This window comes from Shewanella sp. POL2, from assembly GCF_000282755.1.
GTDB classification, from domain to species: Bacteria; Pseudomonadota; Gammaproteobacteria; order Enterobacterales; family Shewanellaceae; genus Shewanella; species Shewanella xiamenensis.
In genome coordinates, this window is sequence record NZ_AKZL01000016.1 from 26,817 (window position 1) to 47,288 (window position 20,472).

Here is a 20,472-nt window from a genome sequence, read left to right on the forward strand (position 1 = left end):
CAGAGTACTGCTTCAAGTATAAAAGATCAAATTTCAGCGCCCGTTTTGCAACTTAAAACCTAACAAATCCGACAACATTTTGAATTCAATAACCTTTCAATTATCCATGATAATTAACGATAAGTTGCCTAAATGTGTAGTTCCAACGAGGCTCTGTGACCTTTAGGCGCTTAGGTACACTGTGCAACCAGTCACGTTGCATAGGCCAGTGCATAATTAATAAATCACCACTATGTAAACTAATCGTGTATTTAAGCTTGCTATGTTTATGTTTCATCACAAAATCACGAGTCGCACCTAAGCTGATGGAGGCAATATCGCTGCCGTGGGCAATTTCAGGTTCATCATCACTATGGGCCCCCATACAATCCTGGCCATCGGCGTAACGGTTAACTAACACCCCATTACTGCCAAGGCTAAAATCTCGCTGCAATTTATCGCGTAATTTTTGCAGATACTGAGGCCAAGGCAAGGCGCGAATAAATAGCCCCGAATACATATAGTCACATCCCAAATCGCCATACCAAACCTGCTGGCGAGGGATCGAATGGTATCGTCCAAACACTTGAATTTGCGGGCTAGTAAGCGGATATGATTGCGCCTCATTAATCAACGCATTTTGCTGCGCCTTACCTAGATAATCCCGCACTAAGGTGATAGGTGGTTCGAGTTGTCCAATATCGAGGCTTTCGATGGCAAGCACATCATCAGGTGTATCCAAAGGATAATCCTCAAATTCGAATCCTAATTCAGCTTGTTTCATACCCCCACCTTATTCACAGTTCGCTCTTTCGACAATCAGCCTAACGCCAATGATAGTAGTGTTTTACGTAGGTTTGCGCAGCGTTGCGAGTCAACAGTGTATCCAGCCTCAGTCTGAGGATTCAAATTTGACCAGTAAACTTGGCTGCCATGGTACGGCATCAAAGACATACTTCAAGGTATACAAACTAAGGCAAACATCGCAAGCGGCCATGAAATCTGCGATAATCAGCGCCTTATTTTTATTGGCACAACACAACATGACGACACAATTTTCAGTAGCAGGAATAGAACTCGCACTATTTCGCTATCCCGCATCGCAGGAATCGAATCTTCAAGCGTGGGATGCCGCAGACGAGCATTTAATCAATAGTTTGATTGAAGGTGAACAACCAGCTGTGCCAACGGCCATTATTAACGATAGTTTTGGCGCCTTAAGTTGCGCCCTCTCGCGTATCAATCCCAACTGGCCGCTTCGCGTTGAAACCGATGCCAGAACCAGTTTTTTAGGTGCCGAGCAAAATCATCATCACAATCAGTTGCCGATGGATAACCTGCAATGGTTTACCAGTCGCGACACCTTGCCTCAAGATGTCGCCTTAGTGTTGATGAAATTACCGAAGAATCTCACCTACTTTGCCCACCAGCTCATGCGCCTGTCGCAGGTATTACCGGCTGGCTGTCGCGTCTTCGTTGGCGCAAAAGCCAAATCAATCAACGCGAGTTTACTGGCATTATTTGCTAAACACTTGGGGCCAGCGAGCGCCAGCCTTGCTTGGAAGAAAACCCGCGTGATCACTTGTATTAGTGATGGTAAGCCAAGAACACTGCCAAATGAAATCATTTGGGATATTCCAGGGGTTAACCTGAAAATCAGCAACTTAAGCAACGTATTTGCCGCCAACAAGCTCGATATTGGCGCACGAATTATGCTCGACAATCTACCCCAAGGAGAGTTTAAAACGGTTGTCGACCTTGGCTGTGGTAATGGCGTGCTCGGGCTTCGTGCCGCCCAATTATATCCCAATGCCGATATCCATTTTATCGATGACTCCGAAATGGCTGTTGCCTCGGCAAACGCCAATTGGACAACCAATCAACTCCCCGAAGGTAAGGGACATTTTCATTGGGATGATTGCATGAGCCACTTTCCCGATAATGTAGAGCCTGATTTAGTGCTGTGTAATCCGCCCTTCCATCAAGGTGAGGCCATTACCGATCATATTGCTTGGCAAATGTTTTTAGATGCCCGTCGTCGGTTAAAAAATGGTGGGATTTTACATATCGTTGGCAATCGCCACTTGGCTTATCATGTGAAATTACAACGCTTATTTAAAAACTGCACCACCGTCGCCTCAAATGGCAAATTTGTCATCCTGCAAGCCCAAAAATAGTCCTTTCTACACCGCGAAACTGGCGCTAGCGATTAGCGCTGTTTTCGCAAAATTAGCTCAGATGCTCATCATCAGAATGTTCTGAACAGCGGCTTTTAACTAGCCGCCGCCCGAAGTTGTCAGTACAATCCGCGAAAGCAAATACATAAAACTAAACAACTTAGACTTTTATGTACCTGATTTATATGGATAGCGTATTTAGGATACTGATATGCAGTTAAAGGATGACGTAGAGCAACTCAAGGCAGAATTGACGCAATTAACGTTGCAGCACCTCGCGCAGCAATCTTCACTTGACCGCCAACTAGCTGAGTTCTCAGCCAAACTCGATTCCTTAAGCTTAAAGCTTGAACAGCAAAATAATGGTTTCATTCACACGAGCAGCATAACTGAGCAATCTGCTGCCGAGTCATCCCCGATTGCGTTCACAACAGATGCCCACGCAATGGCGAGCCATGCCGCTCTGCAGTCCGAAACGGTTTCACATCCTATTGAGTCACAAGCCCCTGCCACGTCACCTTGGCAGGATGATCCATGGCTGCGCCAAACTAACCCGCGCTCTCGCGAGCAACATGATTCGCCACAAGCCACTGATTTCGAGCTGATAAAGCAAACTAGGGTAGAACTAGGTGTTCAAGCAACAAGCCAAGTTGAAGCCCAAGTAGAAGCCTTTTTATCGCAAGGTATTGCCGCAATAATGGCTCCCTTTGTGGCCATAAAAGAACAGCTAAAAGGCTTCTATCAACATTATCAAGCGAAGGGCTTGGGGCCAGTGTTTTTAATGACTGTGGCCGGCATTATTACCCTCACCCTAGGTTTTGGTTATCTGCTGCAATATTCCATCAATCACTGGTTTTCTGAACTTGGTAAAGCATTACTCGGTTTTGGCTGTGCAAATGCGATTATCGCTGGCGGCATTTTTATCCGTCAAAAACGCCAAGGTATGGCCGATTTTGGCTCGGGAATCGTTGGATTAGGGCTGATCTTAAACTACCTGTGCGCTTATTTTATTGGCCCCTATTTTGAGATTATTCCCAACGGCGCCAGCTTTATTCTATTGCTATTGATTACCTTAGCGGGCTATGGCCTTTCAATGCGCCTCGATGCTAAAGTCATTGCGGTCATCGCCTTAATTGGTGGCTCAACGGCACCGATAATGCTGTTATCCCAAAGCTATGCGCCGCTGCTATATATTCCCTACTTACTGCTGATTGGTACTGGGGCATTAGCACAAAGCCGCAAATTGCAGTGGCCATTACTGCTTGAAATGACCGCCTTATTACATATCGCTTGTATTGAAGCCTTCAGCTATTTTGTCGATTTACCACTCCAGCAATGGCACAGCGAAGCTGTGCTGGCCGTTGTGAGTCTTAACGCGCTCTTTTATCTCTATGGGCTAGCTGGGCTTATCGTTAACTCATCGACAACATCACTAAGCCATAGGGTATTGGCACTGCCGATTGCGTTATTGGCTTTTGTGATCTTTGAACTGACACAATTTACTGAGTTTGCAGGGGAAATATTTGTCGCTAACGCACTAGTCTGCGTAGGGCTATACCTCAAACTTAACAATCGGCTCGCTAAATCCCAATCTAGCCTCTTGCTAGTGTTTGGCGGAAGCTTTGCCGCCTTTGCGGCACTTTATCTGGTAAGCCATGATTTCTTAGGATTAGTATTGCTACTCGAGGCAATATTACTGTTGTGGATTGGTCTCAACGAAAAACTGATTTCAGTGCGCGCCGAAGCCTATGTCTTGCTAGTGATGGGACTGGCGCTCAATGCCTACAGCCTACTCTCGGGCTTGACCTTACTCGAACTCGGCGGCTTATCGCCAGTGGGTGCCCTTGGCTTCCCCCTTATCGCATTAGCTTTAAGTGCTGGCGGATTGTTATTTACAATCAATCAATTAAAAACTAATGAATCAACACTCTCCACCTTAGAAGGGCAACTCTGTTATCTGCTAAAAGAAACCCTCAGCGGGTTTTATGTCGCGACGCTATTGATTACAGCTTATCTTGTTAGCAGTGATTACTACCTCGCCATTGTGCCACTCCTTAGCCTGTTACTCTTATATTTAAGTAGCAAAGATAAACTGGTGGTCAGTGAGTTTGCCGCCTGGCTATTGCTGCTACCATTGTTGTTTGCTGTAATCGAAGGCGTTACCCTCTCCGGCAGCATGAGTTTTAGTGCACAACCACTGATGGCCAAACTCGCGCGGATTGAATTGTTCGCCGCCCTATTGTTGGGTCATTATTGGTATCGTAGATACTATCCAGAATCCTTATTCGCTCAGGCCGCTAAACAGATACAAATCGGCTGTTATCTTCTTTTACCACTGTTTTTATTACCTAAAGTCATCCGCAGTTATTGGGAGTTTACCGCAGCCGCATTCTGGTTTAGCGGCCTATTCAGCCTTGGACTTGCCTATTTGGTTAGACACAAAGCCCTTGAGATTGAAACTAAAATTCTGACCTGGCTTGCCATACTCACCACAGCGAGCTTATGTCTGATTGAAATCTGGCAAGGGCTTATTGCGCTGCTGATTGGCATGCTTGTTATGGGATTTGTACTCATTCGTTATCGCACTCTCCCCGACAGATGGCGTCAGCTATTGACCCTTCAATGGCAACTGAGCCCCTATTACTTTGCACTGCCGTTGGCTGTACTTGTCTATGGATTAAATCGCACTGATGTGGTGGCTTGGTCGATGACGGCTTTAGCGCTCAGTGGCTACTTTGCACTATTACTCCAAAGAGGAGCTAACCATACGGGCGAAAAGACCAGCTTATTCGGTCACATTGCCTGTGAAATCCAAGCCGCAGTGCGCTCAAGCTACAGTCTTGCCTACGGTCTTTGCCTTGGCCTAGCGCTGCTGCCTATCCTGCTGCATTTTGAGATATCGTTGAGAGTAGATTTAAATAATGCGTTACTGATCCTCTGCGAATTTACCGCCTTAGCATTGCTTGCCACGCTGATATTATGCCGCGGCGTTGCTATCCGTTTACATAGACGCTTCTTACCGCTGCAATGGTTGAAATGGGGTTGGCATGGATTACTTGCGCTCAGCTATCTCACCTGGAGTTATGTATTTGATAACATGATTGCCGCGCCGCTCAGTGCGATTTTATTAGTGGTGCATGGCAGTGTATTGATGTTTATCAGCTTAAAACCCCAACATGCGGATATGATCCGCCTCGCCGCAGGGCTCTTTACCTTAGCCACGCTCAAGGTGTTATTACTGGATATGGCGTCCTTTGAACTGGTGCAAAAAGTGATCGCCTTTATGTTAATTGGAGTCATTTTACTGAGCGTATCTTACTTCTATCAAAAAGCGCGTAACCGCCTTCAAGAAGCAAATGAGTAAGAGACGTTTATCCTTCAAACGCAAAAGGCCGCTTCTACTAGCGGCCTTTTTCAAACACATACGATGATATGACAAACTTTACATCAAAGCTTTTTCCAGCGCCTGCGAAACATCGGCGATAATATCGTCGATATGTTCAATGCCGACGGAAATACGAATGAGATCTTCAGACACCCCAGCTCTAGCAAGTTCATTCGCATCCAGCTGTCTGTGGGTGGTGCTAGCAGGATGACAAGCTAACGATTTCGCATCACCAATGTTCACTAAGCGCAAAATCATCTTCAGGGCATCAATAAATTTACCTCCCGCGATTTTACCTTCCTCTGGCGTTGCCGCTTTAATACCAAAACTGATGATCCCAGAGGCTTTACCGCCAGTGATCTTTTCACAATTCTCACGGTAAGGACTGCTCGGCAAAGCACCATAATTTACCCAGCTAACGGAAGGATGCAGTATCAAGTATTCGGCCAATGCCAACGCATTTGAGCAATGGCGCTCCATTCTAAGGCTTAAGGTTTCAAGCCCCTGTAACAGTAAAAAAGCACTGTGGGGTGAAAGTGCCGCCCCCGTATTACGCAGCGGCACCACACGGCAACGTCCGATAAAGGCCGCAGGGCCAAAGGCTTCGGTGTAGACCACGCCGTGGTAGGAAGGATCGGCCTGATTTAGCAAGGGAAAACGTTCTTTATTCGCCATCCAATCGAATTTACCCGAATCGATAATCACACCGCCAATGGTTGTACCATGGCCGCCAATGTATTTAGTGAGGGAATGAATAACGATATCGGCACCATGCTCAAACGGGCGACATAGTACTGGCGTGGCGACAGTGTTATCGACAATTAAAGGCACACCATGTTTATGGGCAATCTCGGCTAAACGTTTAAGGTCGACAATATTACCGGCGGGGTTACCGATAGACTCACAAAATAACGCCTTGGTTTTGGCATCGATTAAAGCTTCAAGTCCTTCAAAATCATCAAAGGCCGCCATCCGCACTTCGACTCCTTGGCGCGGCAGCGTATGGGCAAACAGATTGTAAGTACCGCCATAGAGCTGGCTGGTGCTGACGATATTATCGCCAACCTGAGTAAGAGCTTGAATCGCATAGGTAATAGCCGCCATGCCAGACGCCACAGCAAGCGCACCGATCCCGCCTTCAATGGCGGCAAGACGCTGCTCAAGTACGCTGGTCGTTGGATTCATAATCCGCGTATAAATATTGCCAGCGACTTTTAAGTCAAATAAATCAGCACCATGCTGGGTATCATCGAAGGTATAGGACGTCGTTTGATAAATAGGTACCGCAGCAGCTTTAGTCGTTGCCTCAGACTCATATCCGTGGTGTAACGCCAGTGATTCAAGTTTCATTTTTGCTTCCTTCCCCTGAAAAATTCCCAACCATTGCGCCTAAGCCAACACAAACATTGGGGGCACTTTGCGAAAATAGACACTAAAACCGCACAAGATTTGTGCACTGCACCCAAGCTACCAGACGGCCATCTAGAAGTCTAAACATTTTTATACATAGTGCTTTAAAATTTAACAGCTGCAATTAAAGAACAAGTATTTTGAGTAAAATAAGTTTTATCCAGTTATCCGTTATTATATTGTTATTAATATGACAATCATTTTCAGACTTGCTTTATTTTTTAGTTGGCCTATGGTATGGACAGTTTATTAATCATTAACTCTGTTAGATGATTAATTTAATCTTAAAATTATATGGAGATGTAGCCCGTGTTAAAAAATGCATTTTCATTACTCAGACTTAAGTCAGCTTGGTTAATGCTGAATACACTTGATTATTTATCCCGCGCGGCACGCCTGTCTCTTAAATTCCCAGTTTAAGCCGAGTGCTACTCGCACTCGGCATCTGATTACCCACATTTCAATTTATTGCTCCTATTTTTATGCTGGGGCTTAGCTGTTATCTAGCTCATATTTGGGGTAGCTATGTTTTATTCTTTTTTTAGTAATCTATTTCAGTCTTTTATGTTGAAAACAGAAACCTATTACTTGCAAAACAGTTTTAATGCCTCATTACGCCCCACCGCACTGGCGGCGGTGATAGCAAAGCTCGATCAACTTAAAAGTGAAGAAACCCTAGATAAAGTGACCGTTGGGCGTGAAGTGCTCCTCGTTAATCAACAGGATCAGCAGGAGTATCGTATAGAACTGGTATACCCACCTAGACACAAACCAAGAGCGGGTCGCTACTCTGTCATTTCCGATTTAGGTGTGAGCTTACTGGGCCGAACCAAAGGTGAATATGCTGAGGTAAATATTTTAGGTAAGCCCGTGCTGTTTATGGTGAAGGATATTTCACTTAGCAAGAGACAACCTAAAAATTAACAGAAAAAATAACAACTTTAGAATAAAGCATGTTCAAATTTCAGTGGCAACATGCTTTTAGGTCGCTATTTGCGGCGGCATCTAGCACAGGCATAAAATATATTGGAGGATACGATTTTGAAGTTATTTACTGGCCGCGAAATAAATTAATAGCAGAGAGCTAACACTTACTCCTCTTAAAAACTTACTAAGTATGGCAGCGCTTATGTAGAAACCATAAAGAGGTCAAAGTGTTTTATCTCGCTCAGAATGCTTTAAATTATTCAAATTTATCGATAGATTAATTTGAACTAACTGTCGGTGAGAATGCGGCGCTACACTCGATAGTTTGACTTTACTTAATCTCATTTTAGTTAGGAGTATTTTCCATGAGTAAAGAAAAAGCGAAAAAACCGCCGATGAAAACCTTAAAAGAGAAGCGACAGGATAAGCGGAATCGCCAAAAAGCCTCCGATTAATGCCTGTTATAAAAATCCCTTAAATCCTCTCTTTTATGACATAGGGTGCGGCGATAGCCGCGCCCTATTTTTATGCCAGCTGGCGGCGATATTGCTCGGGTGAGTATTGAGCATATTTTTTAAACATCACAATATAGGGTGAAGTTTGGTTATAGCCCAAAGTCAGGGCAACTTCTTTGATTGATAAGCCTTCACGTAGCAATTGCAACGAATAAATAAACTTATGTCGCTGACGCAATTCTGTAAAACTCATTCCAAGGCAGTCTTGGCAACGCCGAGCGAGTGTGCGTTCTGTGGTATGTAATTCACTCGCCCAGCTTTTAAGGCTTATTTGACTGGCAGGCTCGAGTTCAAGTTGCTGCAAAATAGGTTGCAACAGTTTATCGGTACTCGAAGGCAAAAATTGTGGCTGCGCCTGACCTAAGATTAACTGGTCAATTAACACCTCAACCAAACGTTTATCCGCATCCGTTTGTGCAACACGCACCTGCCTCTGGCGGAGATCGTTCACTATTGCCTGCGCTATCGGCGTCACCACAAGTAAACAAGTTTCATCAGGGAAAACCTGCGCCCGACTGGCAACAATATTCAATGAGCAATAATGGATACTGCGGCGGGTGTAACTCTCATGCTCTACGCCTGCTGGCACCCAAATCGCATATTGGGATGGCGACAAAAATCGTTGTCCAGCCGCATGTAACTCCATAATGCCACCGCTGATCAGCTGTAATTGCCCCCAAATGTGGCTATGTTTTGGTGTAATGGTATTGGGCAGAAAGGCTTCATAGTTGAAGAAAATATCTGCCACTGGCGCTTGCTCCGAGCTAAGTGGATGGTAAACAGGGCGCATCGTACTCCTAAAACTCGACTTTATATCCAATCAAAACATCGATTGACGCGGTGGTTGTCTATCGAGGAACTGACATTGTCTTTTAAGCAATATTTATATCATAAAAGACCAGCAATAATAGCGACTATCTATGACAGCACGTTTGCCACTTGGCATCGGCTCGTTTCCCCCAATGAAGACTGACCTATGTTGTATTTATTTCCACTACTCGCCGTAATGATTTGGGCGGGTAACACCATTGTTAACAAACTTTCCTTTGGAATTATAGCTCCCGAAGCCATTGCCTTTTATCGCTGGTTTTTTGCCATGCTTGTGCTTACCCCTTTTATGCTCAAACCCGTCTTGAAAAAACGTAGAACAATCATTCCTCTACTACCGAAATTAGCGACCTTAGCCGCCTTAGGAATGGTATTAAACCAAAGCCTTGCCTATTTTGCCGCCGCGACGACAACCGCCACCAATATGGCATTAATCAACTCGATAGTGCCTATGGTAAGCCTGTTTTTGGCGGTACCTTTACTCAAGCAAAGGCTCTCGCCATTAGTTTTTGCTGGCAGCCTAATCTCACTGCTGGGCTTAGTGTTTATGCTAAGCCACGGGGATATGGCTAATCTGGCGAGAGGGGTTACTGAGGGGGATTTATTATTACTTATCAGTGCGTTTGTGTACGCCCTTTATGGGGTACTGCTAAAACGCTGGCAGCTACCGATATCGACGTGGGAATCAGTGTATATTCAGGGCATTATCGCTGTGTTGATGTTAACTCCGCTGCTGTTTAGTGCACCAAGCGTCACGATTAGCAGCCAAGCTGCACCACTTATTGTGTACGCCGCCCTTGGCGCATCACTCATCGCCCCTTGGGCGTGGATTAATGGCATTAGCAAATTGGGCGCTGAACGCACCAGTATTTTCTTCAATCTAATGCCAATTCTGGCGGCTATATTTGCGGCGATAATCTTAAATGAGACCTTAGCCGTTTATCACTACCTTGGCGGTTCAATGGTTATCTTGGGGGTAATGTTAGTGCAGATAAAGCCCAAACCTAAAATATCAGCCCTAAGCGCCTGTGCTGATTAAATCGACTCAATAGCCCCATATCAGTGGGGCTTTCCTACGATGATTCTCCTTAATTTTCTGTTGTTGCTGCAAACCACAAAATAGCGACTAAGCTATTTAATAAGCAATTTTGTCAGTACGTTATGGAGTACCCTATGTTTAATAGTATTCGAGTAAAGTTTTCGCTGATGTTTGCCATTATGGCGACCGCCTTGATCGTTATGGCAATTACTGATGCTACGCAAAGCCGCTCAACCCTGAAGCAAATGCAGGAGTTTAGTCAGTTATTTAATCCTGCGATTTCAGCCATTCTCAACGCTGACCGCGATCTCTACCAAGCACAGCTAAGTGAAGAAGTGTTACTCAGATCCGATCTGGGTAGTGATAGCCGTAAAAGCGAAATAGATAACTGGCAAGAGAATGTCGATCAGGCCCGCGATCGAATGGGAGAGTTTAAAAAACTCTTGCAGGATCATGCCCAAGTATTGCAATCAACCAATGGCTTTGAAGCACAGTTTTCGCTCTGGTATCAAGCCTCATCTGACGTGATAAATGCAGTAAAAAATAGTCAGTTCGACCTGGCAAGACAACTACACGAAAGCAAATCCAAAAAAGAGTTTAAAGCCCTAAGAAGCATCTACAATGCCGCAGGTGAAGCCGCCGACAATCGCGTTAAAGAACTGGATTTACAAGCCACCGAACAAGCTACAGCCCAAACTCAAATGTCAGTTACGATAGCTACGCTTGTCGCTATTGTCGCCCTCGTGATTGCCTACTTTGGCCCTAAGATTATTGTCAACGCGATTCAAGACATTACTAATAGAATTAATGATATAGTCGATGGCGATGGCAACTTAACCCAACGAATTCCTATCACTCGCCAAGATGAAATTGGCGAACTGGCCAATGCTTTTAACTTGTTCGTTGCCCAGTTGCAACAGATGGTCATCGCCATTATCAGCCAAACCAAAGATGTGAGCCATACCGTTGAAAACCTAGCGACTAAATCAGCTACCACCATAGGGATCAGCCACGAGCAGGAACAATTTGTCGACACCATAGTTACAGCCGTAAATGAAATGAGTGCCGCGGTAAGGGAAGTGGCCAGCAACGCCCTGCATACTGCTACCGAAATCACTAAGGTCAATGATCAGACTATTGAGGGGAAAAAAATCCTCACGCAATCGGTACATCATATTCAGCAATTGTCTGAATCGGTTAAAAATGCCGTTGCTGTTATCGAAAAGCTCTCCGTCAACTCCGCTAATATTGCCTCGGTACTGGATGTGATCCGCTCAATTGCGGAGCAAACTAATCTGCTCGCTCTTAATGCTGCCATTGAGGCTGCTCGTGCCGGTGAACAAGGGCGTGGTTTTGCGGTGGTCGCCGATGAAGTACGTACTCTGGCGAGTCGTACTGAAACGTCGACTCAAGATATTCAGCGCATGATCGAAGAATTGCAGCGGGGCGTTAATGATGCGGTGAAGAGTATTGAATCAGGCGCCAGCCTCACCCATTCTACGGTTACCCTTGCCAGTCAGACTCAAGATGCCTTAGATCAGATCCTAAATTCCACCTCTAAAGTCAGTGAGATGTCGACTCAAACCGCGACCGCAACAGAAGAACAAACCCACGTTACTGAGGAAATCAATCGTAACTTGACTGAACTGTCTGATAAAACAAGATATTGCAATATGGTGATCCAAGAAACACAGCAAATAGTGGTCAATACCCGAGCCATTTGTAGCAATCTACAAAAAGAAGTCTCGCGCTTTAAAGTCGCTTAAAGAGAGGCATTTGAGATACTGGCCAAGCCCAAAAGGATTGGCCAGTTTTTATTTAAAACAATGGCTTGAATAGAATAATCCGATAGGTACATCAAACTGCGGCACGTCAACCACACCGCCTTAGTACCGAGCATGTTTAAATATAACGGTTAACAGACTAACTGGCCGCCAAGCTGATTAATTTTATCTTTTGCAGCTTTAGCTGAAAGATAACCTGCCACCTTGGTTAGTGCATCTGCACGCCATGCGAAAGGCGCTTGAACGCTAACAACACGCTCATTAGACGCATCAAAGCTCATCATATCGACATTACCTGTCGGCAGTAATAATGCTGGACAACCTAGGCTCAATTGCTGCGAAACTCGTGAGCTTGCCAGAGCCATATTGCGGACTGTTATCTTCTGGCTTAATCCATTTGAGCCTCGACAAAGCACATCCAAGGAGGCAGAACCAAATACTCGCAAGTCCCCTCCCGCATTGACCCAACCACCAGAAACCCCTGCACGACGTAACTCACTTACTGCCATATCAACCGCATACCCCTTGGCGATACCGTCAAAAGTAACAATTAATGGCCGAGCTAACCGCGCTTGGTTCCCTTTAATTTCAATATCTTGCCAATCGCCCTGCAAAAGTAGCGGCATACCAAGGTAGCAAGGCAACGCCGCGCGAGACATCATTTCACCACCAATGGTGCAATTAAATAAGTTGTCGCTAGCTTTACCAAACCACTTGGCTAATTTAAATACCCTTAGACTATCTTGGCTTAGGGTGACCCAATGGCCAGGCTGACGGTTTAGAAGATTTAACTCACTATCTTGCTGATGAAAACTTAATAAACGTCCAATTTGTGCAATGCGAGAAAAAGCCGCAGTAATCGCAGCTTGAATGGCTTGCTCATCGAGTGTTGGTTGGCTGGGTTCTTCAACTACCGATTCGACTGCAATTTCAATTAACGTGCCCAGTAATGGCTTAGCTCTTCGTATCACGATGCTGCTGGCTATGTGAGGTGTGGATGAAGGATCACCGTTTTACCGCATCTGGTTACTAACAGCAAGAGTGGCCTTAGTATGTTATGCGAAAAGATACCCGCAAAATTAAAATGTTAAAAACTAACATAACTCCTCACACTCTCAGCACGTAGTACCGTGTCAAAAACAACAGAAAACCTAACAACACCGAATCGTACACCAACTTAAGATCCACTAAACTGTATCAGCGGTGGAGGAAGAAATAGCCCCCTATTGCTATATTACTGAGTAATCCACATTTAGCATTGGCTAACAACAACCAGTAAATCATTAATAGAATAGTTTTAATATACTGTTTATTAAGATTAAAAATTAAGACAAACCACGATTTAAACCTCTTTTTAACGAACAGATTACAACGGAAGTAAAAACATCTAGACGTCTAGATTGACAGTAAATTGGCAATCCAATATGCTTGGCACCAAGTTGCTAGGATATGATGCCAAGGCGACATAGATTTAGAGCGAGTTTGACTGCCAAGGAGCACGCAGACAACCCGCCGAGTAAAAGAGAAATTACATTGAGTCAATCAACCCAAACCACTGCACCGAGTAACCCGGCATCATTTGTTGCCCTGTTACCCTTATTCGTTTTTTTAAGTCTGTTTATTGGCGCAGGCGTCTATTTCCAAAGCCAAGGTGTGGACTTTGCTTTCTATCAATTACCGAGTGTGATTGCTATTTTGCCGGCCATTATTCTGGCTTTGGTGTTATCAAAGCAAAAATTAAATCAAGCCATTGATACCTTTATTGGTGGAATTGGCCATAGCAATATTATTGCCATGTGTTTAATTTACTTGCTGGCTGGCGGCTTTGCGGCGGTAGCGAAAGCCACTGGCGGTGTCGATGCAACCGTAGCCTTAGGTTTATCTCTTATTCCCTCAAACCTATTACTGCCAGGCTTTTTTGTGATTGCCGCCTTTATTGCAACGGCCATGGGTACCTCTATGGGTACAATCGCCGCCGTGGCACCTATCGCCTTAGGCGTTGCCGACCAGGCACAAATTGATTATGCCCTGATGGCAGGTGCCGTGATGTCTGGCGCCCTGTTTGGTGATAACCTCTCAATTATTTCGGATACCACGATTGCGGCCACTCGAACTCAAGGCTGTGATATGAAAGATAAATTCCGCGAGAACCTGATTTTTGCTATCCCAGCTTCACTGCTGACCTTTGTTGCCTTTGTCATCGCAGGACAAGGCCAAGCCGATCTAGCCGCTCAAGATATCGACTTTATTAAGGTGATTCCTTACCTGACGATTCTAGTATTAGCAGTTGCAGGGCTAAACGTGTTTGTCGTCTTAACCTTAGGCATACTGCTTGCGGGAGCCACTGGTTTGCTGACGATGGACTATGGCGTGATCCAATTTGGTAAGGATATCTACGCGGGCTTTAGCAATATGCAGGAAATTTTTATCCTGTCGATGTTAGTCGGTGGTTTAGCCGCGCTGATGCAGCAACAAGGTGGTTTAGCCTTTGTGAGCAAACAGATTGAAAAGCTCATCACCCGTTTCTCAAAAGCTCAAGGCGAAGCCTCATGCCGCGCGGCCGAATTAGGGATGGCGGGAATTGTAGCCGTGACCAATAGCTGCGTTGCTAACAATACGGTGTCGATTGTTGTCACTGGTGACATTGCGAAAGATCTCGCAGAAAAACACGGCGTAACACCTAAACGAGCTGCCAGTGTACTCGATATTTTTGCCTGTATTATCCAAGGGTTAATACCCTATGGTGCACAAGCGCTGTTAATCGCCTCGACATTTAGCATCACACCGCTAGCAGCCGTGTCCTATGCATGGTATTGCATGATCCTCGCAGCAGTAGCCATTGCAATTGTCATTTTCCGTAAACGCCACTGATGTAGTTAAGTATCACAAGGTTTATTGAAAGCAACACAAAACAAAGGGAGCCACTTGACTGGCTCCCTTTGTTTTAAAGGTTAAATGCAGCGCTATTTAGAATACTTGCCTTCATGAAGGGATTCAGGCAAGTTACACCCGATTATTCAACCTTGCCCCTTAACCCACACCACTATTCATTAAAAGCCAAATGAATCCAAGACAGCGTGAACCCAGTTTTTACGATTTACATCGCCTAATCACTTGGTTGATTGTGGGAGCCGCACTGCTCAGTGCGATAGGAGTGATGGTTGCTCTGTATGGACAATACCAAACCATGGGCGTTAGCGCCCTATTTATCCGCGCCGATTTTTTAGGGGACTATACCCACTCGCCCCTTGCCTATGTGTTTAATTTAGGATTATTGGCCGCAGGGATTTGCATGCTGATCTCTATGGCTGGGCTGTACTTACTCAAGCTCGATAGCTTTAGCCAATATATTGCACTCACAGGAGTTTGGGTTGGCACTTCGGTGATTTTGATGGGCATTTTTCCGATTAACTTTTTAACCATGCATAGACTGGTTTCCACTAGCTATCTCTTAAGCACGCTAACCTTGCATGCCTTAGTGATTATTGCCGGAGTCGTTCCTAAACTTATCTGCCCAAGGCCATTGTTTTACTTGAGTTTATTAAGTTTTATCAGTGCTATTAGCCTGAGTTTACAACTGGATTGGAGCCAACTGGATTTTCCGCCCTGTGATATAGACAATCACTTCTGTTTGGTTAGTACCAATATGTGGCTGCAAACGAACCTCAATATTATTTGGTGCTTAAGCCTTGCATTTGCGATGCGTCGTTTATCCAAAATCCTGTATTATCGCGCCCAAGTCCATCACCCATTTTAACTTAATCGTTTATGCGTCTAGCTAAATACCTTGCCCAATGTGGTATCAGTTCACGCCGAGAGGCCTGCCGCTTAATTGAGGCAGGACGCATTACGCTAAATGGTAAGATTGCCACACATCACGACCCAGTCCAGCTCGATACAGATGGTCAATGCCTTGATAGTATTTGCTTGGATGCAAAGCCTGTATTAGGCAGCGAAACTCCTACCTATTGGCTATTCAATAAGGCCGTAGGTACAGATTGCCGTTTACTCAAAGACGATAAATCCAGCTTGCTCCACTTACTGCCACCAACACCAAGACTCTACCCCGTCGGCAGATTAGATAAGGATTCCCGCGGATTATTGCTGCTCACTAACGATGGCGAACTCACCCACAAACTGATGCACCCCAGTTTTGCCCACAGTAAAACCTATCATGTGCAGCTAGAGAGGGCCTTCACCGATGAGTTTATTAAGCTAATGGCCAGCGGCGTAAAGTACAAAGAGGTAGATACTCTCCCCTGTAACGTTCGTAGGCTTAGTGAAGATAAATTTGAAATAGTGCTGATCCAAGGCTTAAATCGGCAAATTCGGCGGATGTCCAGCGCCTTAGGTTATAAGGTTATCGATTTACAGCGAGTGGCCTTAATGACACTCAGCCTTGAAACAGTAAGCGAAGATAATTGTACAGAAAGCAAAGCAGCAACAAACACACTAAACACTCTACCAGAGGGAGAAATGCGACCGCTAACACCCACTGAAATTACAACGCTAAAAGCCGCACTAGCGATATAGTCAGATGAAGTGTGGTAACGAATCTCAGACCAATGTGACGTTACGCCCCATAAACCATTTATTCAGCTAAAAGATTTTACACTGTGCAGCGCTAACTAGGTAACCTGAGCTCGGGATAAGTAGAGCCGCTGAATAGGCATCTTTTCGGGCCTCTGTGCGTTGCTCTGTCTAACCATAGCTCGCGATGCCGTACGACTGAACGCCTTGATATACGCAAAAATCTGCGCACTCAGTCAGAAAGAAAAGATTTTTCCTTTCAAAAAAATCATTTATAGCATTGATTTAGTTTGTTAAATTTAGATTTTTTCGACACTCGTTACCCCGAGTTCAGGTAAGGTAAATTATTATGCTTTCAACATGTGAGTGGTTTATTGTGAATTTGGGTGATGCGCTTATATCACAATCAACATTAAGCGCACATCAATATCACCTAACCAAAGTTTATCAACAAGCTGGTAGCCCTGAGAATCTGCTGGCAGTATTTAAGCACGAATCCCAAGATCTCCATTGCCACATAAAGCTATTTCTTACTTCAGAATTTCAAGAATTAGCAATGTTAGATGGCGCCGTCAGATGCGTTAAACCTAATTTTAGCGGTACTAGCTATTTGGCGGGCAATCCGAGTTATATGCTCAAAAAATAGTGAACAACTACACATAGAGGCTATACAGCACCCGTATTGCCAGCAGAATCAATACCACACCAGAAAGTTTATCAATCAAGCCCGCTTTTTCCCGCAACTTAGGCAATATACTCGAATGGGATAACACTAACGCAATTAAGGTGTACCATAGCCCATCAACTACCAGTGGTGTTAGTACGATAAGTGCTTGACCTGTAAAACTATCTGCAACCATCACAAACTGGCTAAACAGCGCTAAAAAGAACAGCATAATCTTAGGATTGAACAGGGAAATCGCGATACCATCGCGCGCCGCCGTGAGCGTATCCGTCGCCTCCCCCGCCGTAAGTTTTGCCTGCATGCCACCGTTTGAGCGTAATGCTTGGAGCCCCATCCATGCCAGATAGAGCGCGCCTAAAATCGCTATCCCATTAAAAACCAAAGGCGCATTTTTCAGCATTACCGCAAGACCAAGTAGCGTGACTAGCGCATAGACCCCTATGCCAATCGAGTGCGCCCAAGCACACACAATCCCTTTCCCGCGACCACCGCCTAAGGTATGACGCACGACCATCGCCAAACTCGGCCCAGGGGACATAGCGCCCAAACAACAAATCGCCAATAGTCCCAACCAAGTACTAAAGCTCATTTTCACCCCTTTAAAGCATAAAAAGGCCCTCAAAAGGGCCTTCACAGGAGTGGCAGTTTAACACTGGCCTAGCGATACGGTCACTCTCATTTCACCCCGTTGGGATGATAAAAAGCGCGAATATCTTGCACCAGTTGCGCAAGCGACACGGGCTCTACATACATCATATGACCCGCCTTGTAGTAATGCATAGTGACGCGGCTATTATCAATGCCGTTATCGGCAAAGGTATTTTCAGTCGCAAAGAAGGGCGTTGCGAAATCAAAATATCCGTTACCGACAAAAATACGCAAGTCTTTATTCTCGCGCTGCGCCTGCCCTAAATAGGGTGCCACATTCACATAATGCATTTGTTTACCGCTAATATTCCAGTTCCAGCCACGGTTAACATCGGTGGAAAGTACGTTGAAGGGGCGTGATAATTTAACCCCTAAATCCTCATACAGATATTGATGGATAGCCGCTGTATAAGCACCATCAATACCATATCCTGACGGGTCGTTATCAGTCGAGTCATCGCCACTGTCGTAATCTTTGCCAGTATAGCGACTGTCTAACCGCCCGATGGTCAAATCCTGATCCCTGAGCAATTCCTTGGTATAGCGACTCGCACTCACCCGTAAATTTACTCTGTCGAGGTAGGACTCACTCAAGCCCGTAAATCGCGCCAACTGTTTGCGTACAGCTTGATAATCGCTTTGCGCTAAACGGCTACCCTGCAATAGGGCTAAGGCGTAATCCTTTATAGCAAATTGACGCGCCTGTTCGACAAATGCTTCGAGCCCCAAGGCCTTATCGGCATCACTGACTTTGTTATGATAAAACGCAGTCGCCGCCATGGTCGGTAAAAAACCAATGTAGGGTTGGTTGTTGCCCGGTTGATAGCGAGCGTGGCTAAAGTCGAGAATCGATGAAATCAGCATCACGCCATTGACAGAGATATCGGTCCAGCCGCCTTGAAGTTCATCCACTAATGCCGCGGCTCGCGTCGTACCATAGCTTTCACCGGCAAGGTATTTGGGCGAATTCCAACGCTTATGTTCAATCAACCAACGGCGCATAAACTCGGCAATGGATTGGGCATCTTCTTTTACGCCCCAAAAATCGGTGCCTTTCTTCTCACCCAGGGCGCGGCTAAAACCGGTACCCACAGGATCGATAAACACTAAGTCAGATTCATCGAGTAATGAGTAATCGTTGGATTCAATCCGATAAGGTGCCGCACCATCATCTTTGGCATCAGCAGGCACAATCACACGTTTGGGCCCAAAGAGTCCCATGTGCAGCCACAGCGAGGCTGAACCTGGGCCACCGTTAAAAATAAACGAGACCGGACGTTTACTGCTGTCCTGCACATCATCCCTTAAATAAGTAATAGAAAAAATACTGGCCTGAGGCTCACCCTTATCATCCTCTAAAATGGTCTCCCCACTAATGGCTTGATAACTGATCTTCTGATTTTGAATCGTCATTTTATGCTTAGTGGTCACCACCTCTGGCACTAACTTATCCACTTTGGCTTCGCCTTTTTGAGCAGGCTCGGCATGGCCGACCATGGACACAGTAAATAACAAGGGCAGCAACATACTTGCCCATGTTAGCCCTGCGGGCGTTGACTTTTTATTTAGCACTCGCATCAATTATCCTTCCCTTCTGTAGTCATTATTTTGTGGTCTTTTTATTAGTGCACCAGCTTACAAAGACTGCGCACTCGGCGCAAAAGCACAATTGCAACTGAATGCGTCAAAGGTTTAATCGGCTTTTAAAACATAAATTCACGCAGATTTAAGCTGTTAGCCGCTAAGATAGAATGGATTATCGGAAACTTATGTAGGCATCTATGGGCACTATCACTCTCATCAGTCTGGTCATTCTCGCATTACTTGTGGGCGCGATTGGTCTGTTAATCTGGCAACGTAGCAAAGGTAAGCGCATTCCACTGGCGGTGATTTTTGTGTTGGGATTTTTCGCCGTTGGCCTAGGCGGGATTATCGGTTTTGTGCATAAAGGCGAAGATTATCAAGCCTATCAAAAGCTACAGTGGCGCACGCTGGCCCCCGAAAAAATCGCCCCACTGGTCGCCCAAGGCTACACAGTGTTTGTGGATATCACCTCAGACTGGTGCAGCATTTGCCAAACCAATAAGGCTGAAGTCACCCATAGGGAGCAAGTGGTGAATGCACTGATGGCCGACAAGATTATTTTGATGCAGGGAAATTGGAGCGAAGCCGATTCCACCATCGCGAACTACATGCAACATGAAGGAGTACCGGGTACACCTTACAATAAGGTCTATGGTCCAAGGGCGCCTAACGGCATAGTACTACCGTCAAAACTCACCATCGATGCCGTGCTTAATGGCTTAGCTCAGGCTAAAGCCTTGTAATCTATTTTGCTTATTTGGCTTAATCTTCAAAAATGGAGTATTGAGAGCGCAATAAAAAAGGCTGCATCGCAGCCTTTTTGCACACTTCAAATCAGTAGAAAGCAATTTTCCGGAAAGGTGGGCAGAAAATCACTCCGTACTCTCAACAGCCGTCTAACCCCAAAACACTATAAAAATAGTTTTATAACTAGCGAGTTACTTAAATATCTTAGCGAAGTAATGCGTATTCCCATATAAG

At 45.2% G+C, this 20,472-nt stretch carries 15 protein-coding genes; 9 read left to right on the forward strand and 6 right to left on the reverse strand.

Annotation, left to right across the window (positions count from 1 at the left end; genetic code table 11):
- Positions 1-100: 100 nt before the first annotated feature.
- Positions 101-763, reverse strand: a complete 663-nt coding sequence (locus SHEWPOL2_RS06135) for an alpha-ketoglutarate-dependent dioxygenase AlkB (protein WP_037427067.1) — start codon at positions 761-763, stop codon at positions 101-103.
- A gap of 259 nt (positions 764-1,022) precedes the next feature.
- Here SHEWPOL2_RS06135 and SHEWPOL2_RS06140 point away from each other — a divergent pair, with 259 nt between their 5' ends.
- Both SHEWPOL2_RS06140 and SHEWPOL2_RS06145 read left to right on the forward strand, forming a co-directional pair.
- A complete protein-coding gene (locus SHEWPOL2_RS06140; RefSeq protein WP_037427119.1) occupies positions 1,023-2,156 on the forward strand; it encodes a methyltransferase in 1,134 nt (377 codons plus the stop codon).
- Between the two features lie 211 nt (positions 2,157-2,367).
- The gene (locus SHEWPOL2_RS06145) at positions 2,368-5,520 is read left to right on the forward strand and encodes a DUF2339 domain-containing protein (protein WP_037427069.1); all 3,153 of its coding nucleotides are present in this window, start codon (positions 2,368-2,370) and stop codon (positions 5,518-5,520) included.
- A gap of 78 nt (positions 5,521-5,598) precedes the next feature.
- Here the strand turns inward: SHEWPOL2_RS06145 and SHEWPOL2_RS06150 are convergent, their stop codons facing one another.
- A complete protein-coding gene (locus tag SHEWPOL2_RS06150) occupies positions 5,599-6,891 on the reverse strand; it encodes an aminotransferase class I/II-fold pyridoxal phosphate-dependent enzyme (protein ID WP_037427071.1) in 1,293 nt (430 codons plus the stop codon).
- Positions 6,892-7,476: 585 nt separating this feature from the next.
- Here SHEWPOL2_RS06150 and SHEWPOL2_RS06155 point away from each other — a divergent pair.
- The gene (locus tag SHEWPOL2_RS06155) at positions 7,477-7,875 is read left to right on the forward strand and encodes a GreA/GreB family elongation factor (protein ID WP_037427074.1); all 399 of its coding nucleotides are present in this window, start codon (positions 7,477-7,479) and stop codon (positions 7,873-7,875) included.
- 528 nt (positions 7,876-8,403) lie between these two features.
- Here SHEWPOL2_RS06155 and SHEWPOL2_RS06160 read toward each other — a convergent pair.
- On the reverse strand, positions 8,404-9,183 hold the full coding sequence (locus SHEWPOL2_RS06160) for a helix-turn-helix transcriptional regulator (RefSeq protein ID WP_037427075.1): 780 nt from the start codon (positions 9,181-9,183) through the stop codon (positions 8,404-8,406).
- Positions 9,184-9,369: 186 nt separating this feature from the next.
- Between SHEWPOL2_RS06160 and SHEWPOL2_RS06165 the strand changes: the two genes are divergently transcribed.
- Complete coding sequence (locus SHEWPOL2_RS06165) at positions 9,370-10,260, forward strand: DMT family transporter (RefSeq protein WP_037427076.1); 891 nt, start codon at positions 9,370-9,372, stop codon at positions 10,258-10,260.
- Positions 10,261-10,394: 134 nt separating this feature from the next.
- Entirely contained in the window at positions 10,395-12,026 is a 1,632-nt protein-coding gene (locus SHEWPOL2_RS06170) for a methyl-accepting chemotaxis protein (RefSeq protein ID WP_037427078.1), read from the forward strand.
- Between the two features lie 149 nt (positions 12,027-12,175).
- Here the strand turns inward: SHEWPOL2_RS06170 and SHEWPOL2_RS06175 are convergent, their stop codons facing one another.
- Positions 12,176-13,015 carry an FAD:protein FMN transferase gene (locus SHEWPOL2_RS06175; protein WP_037427080.1) on the reverse strand — a complete coding sequence of 280 codons (840 nt, stop codon included), beginning with the start codon at positions 13,013-13,015 and terminating at the stop codon, positions 12,176-12,178.
- A 562-nt stretch (positions 13,016-13,577) separates the two neighbouring features.
- Between SHEWPOL2_RS06175 and SHEWPOL2_RS06180 the strand changes: the two genes are divergently transcribed.
- The 3 genes from SHEWPOL2_RS06180 to SHEWPOL2_RS06190 all read left to right on the forward strand — a co-directional run bounded on the left by SHEWPOL2_RS06180 (position 13,578) and on the right by SHEWPOL2_RS06190 (position 16,577).
- The gene (locus SHEWPOL2_RS06180; RefSeq protein ID WP_037427081.1) at positions 13,578-14,915 is read left to right on the forward strand and encodes a Na+/H+ antiporter NhaC family protein; all 1,338 of its coding nucleotides are present in this window, start codon (positions 13,578-13,580) and stop codon (positions 14,913-14,915) included.
- A 190-nt stretch (positions 14,916-15,105) separates the two neighbouring features.
- Positions 15,106-15,801, forward strand: coding sequence for a hypothetical protein (locus SHEWPOL2_RS06185; protein ID WP_037415052.1), 696 nt, complete (start codon positions 15,106-15,108; stop codon positions 15,799-15,801).
- Between the two features lie 11 nt (positions 15,802-15,812).
- On the forward strand, positions 15,813-16,577 hold the full coding sequence (locus SHEWPOL2_RS06190; protein WP_037427083.1) for a 23S rRNA pseudouridine(2604) synthase RluF: 765 nt from the start codon (positions 15,813-15,815) through the stop codon (positions 16,575-16,577).
- Positions 16,578-17,227: 650 nt separating this feature from the next.
- Here SHEWPOL2_RS06190 and SHEWPOL2_RS06200 read toward each other — a convergent pair.
- Together SHEWPOL2_RS06200 and SHEWPOL2_RS06205 are read right to left on the reverse strand one after the other, a co-directional pair.
- Positions 17,228-17,848, reverse strand: a complete 621-nt coding sequence (locus SHEWPOL2_RS06200; protein WP_037427088.1) for a LysE family translocator — start codon at positions 17,846-17,848, stop codon at positions 17,228-17,230.
- 86 nt (positions 17,849-17,934) lie between these two features.
- Complete coding sequence (locus SHEWPOL2_RS06205) at positions 17,935-19,485, reverse strand: peptidase S10 (RefSeq protein WP_037427090.1); 1,551 nt, start codon at positions 19,483-19,485, stop codon at positions 17,935-17,937.
- A gap of 203 nt (positions 19,486-19,688) precedes the next feature.
- On the opposite strand from SHEWPOL2_RS06205, the gene SHEWPOL2_RS06210 reads away from it, so the two are divergent.
- Positions 19,689-20,234 (forward strand): thioredoxin family protein, encoded by a 546-nt coding sequence (locus tag SHEWPOL2_RS06210; RefSeq protein WP_037427092.1) that lies wholly within the window; start codon positions 19,689-19,691, stop codon positions 20,232-20,234.
- Positions 20,235-20,472 lie beyond the last annotated feature (238 nt).

Coding starts and splice junctions, on each gene's coding strand:
- SHEWPOL2_RS06135 (WP_037427067.1), bottom strand. CDS start 763: ATGAAACAAGCTGAATTAGGATTCGAATTTGAGGATTATCCTTTGGAT.
- SHEWPOL2_RS06140 (WP_037427119.1), top strand. CDS start 1,023: ATGACGACACAATTTTCAGTAGCAGGAATAGAACTCGCACTATTTCGC.
- SHEWPOL2_RS06145 (WP_037427069.1), top strand. CDS start 2,368: ATGCAGTTAAAGGATGACGTAGAGCAACTCAAGGCAGAATTGACGCAA.
- SHEWPOL2_RS06150 (WP_037427071.1), bottom strand. CDS start 6,891: ATGAAACTTGAATCACTGGCGTTACACCACGGATATGAGTCTGAGGCA.
- SHEWPOL2_RS06155 (WP_037427074.1), top strand. CDS start 7,477: ATGTTTTATTCTTTTTTTAGTAATCTATTTCAGTCTTTTATGTTGAAA.
- SHEWPOL2_RS06160 (WP_037427075.1), bottom strand. CDS start 9,183: ATGCGCCCTGTTTACCATCCACTTAGCTCGGAGCAAGCGCCAGTGGCA.
- SHEWPOL2_RS06165 (WP_037427076.1), top strand. CDS start 9,370: ATGTTGTATTTATTTCCACTACTCGCCGTAATGATTTGGGCGGGTAAC.
- SHEWPOL2_RS06170 (WP_037427078.1), top strand. CDS start 10,395: ATGTTTAATAGTATTCGAGTAAAGTTTTCGCTGATGTTTGCCATTATG.
- SHEWPOL2_RS06185 (WP_037415052.1), top strand. CDS start 15,106: ATGAATCCAAGACAGCGTGAACCCAGTTTTTACGATTTACATCGCCTA.
- SHEWPOL2_RS06190 (WP_037427083.1), top strand. CDS start 15,813: ATGCGTCTAGCTAAATACCTTGCCCAATGTGGTATCAGTTCACGCCGA.
- SHEWPOL2_RS06200 (WP_037427088.1), bottom strand. CDS start 17,848: ATGAGCTTTAGTACTTGGTTGGGACTATTGGCGATTTGTTGTTTGGGC.
- SHEWPOL2_RS06205 (WP_037427090.1), bottom strand. CDS start 19,485: ATGCGAGTGCTAAATAAAAAGTCAACGCCCGCAGGGCTAACATGGGCA.
- SHEWPOL2_RS06210 (WP_037427092.1), top strand. CDS start 19,689: ATGGGCACTATCACTCTCATCAGTCTGGTCATTCTCGCATTACTTGTG.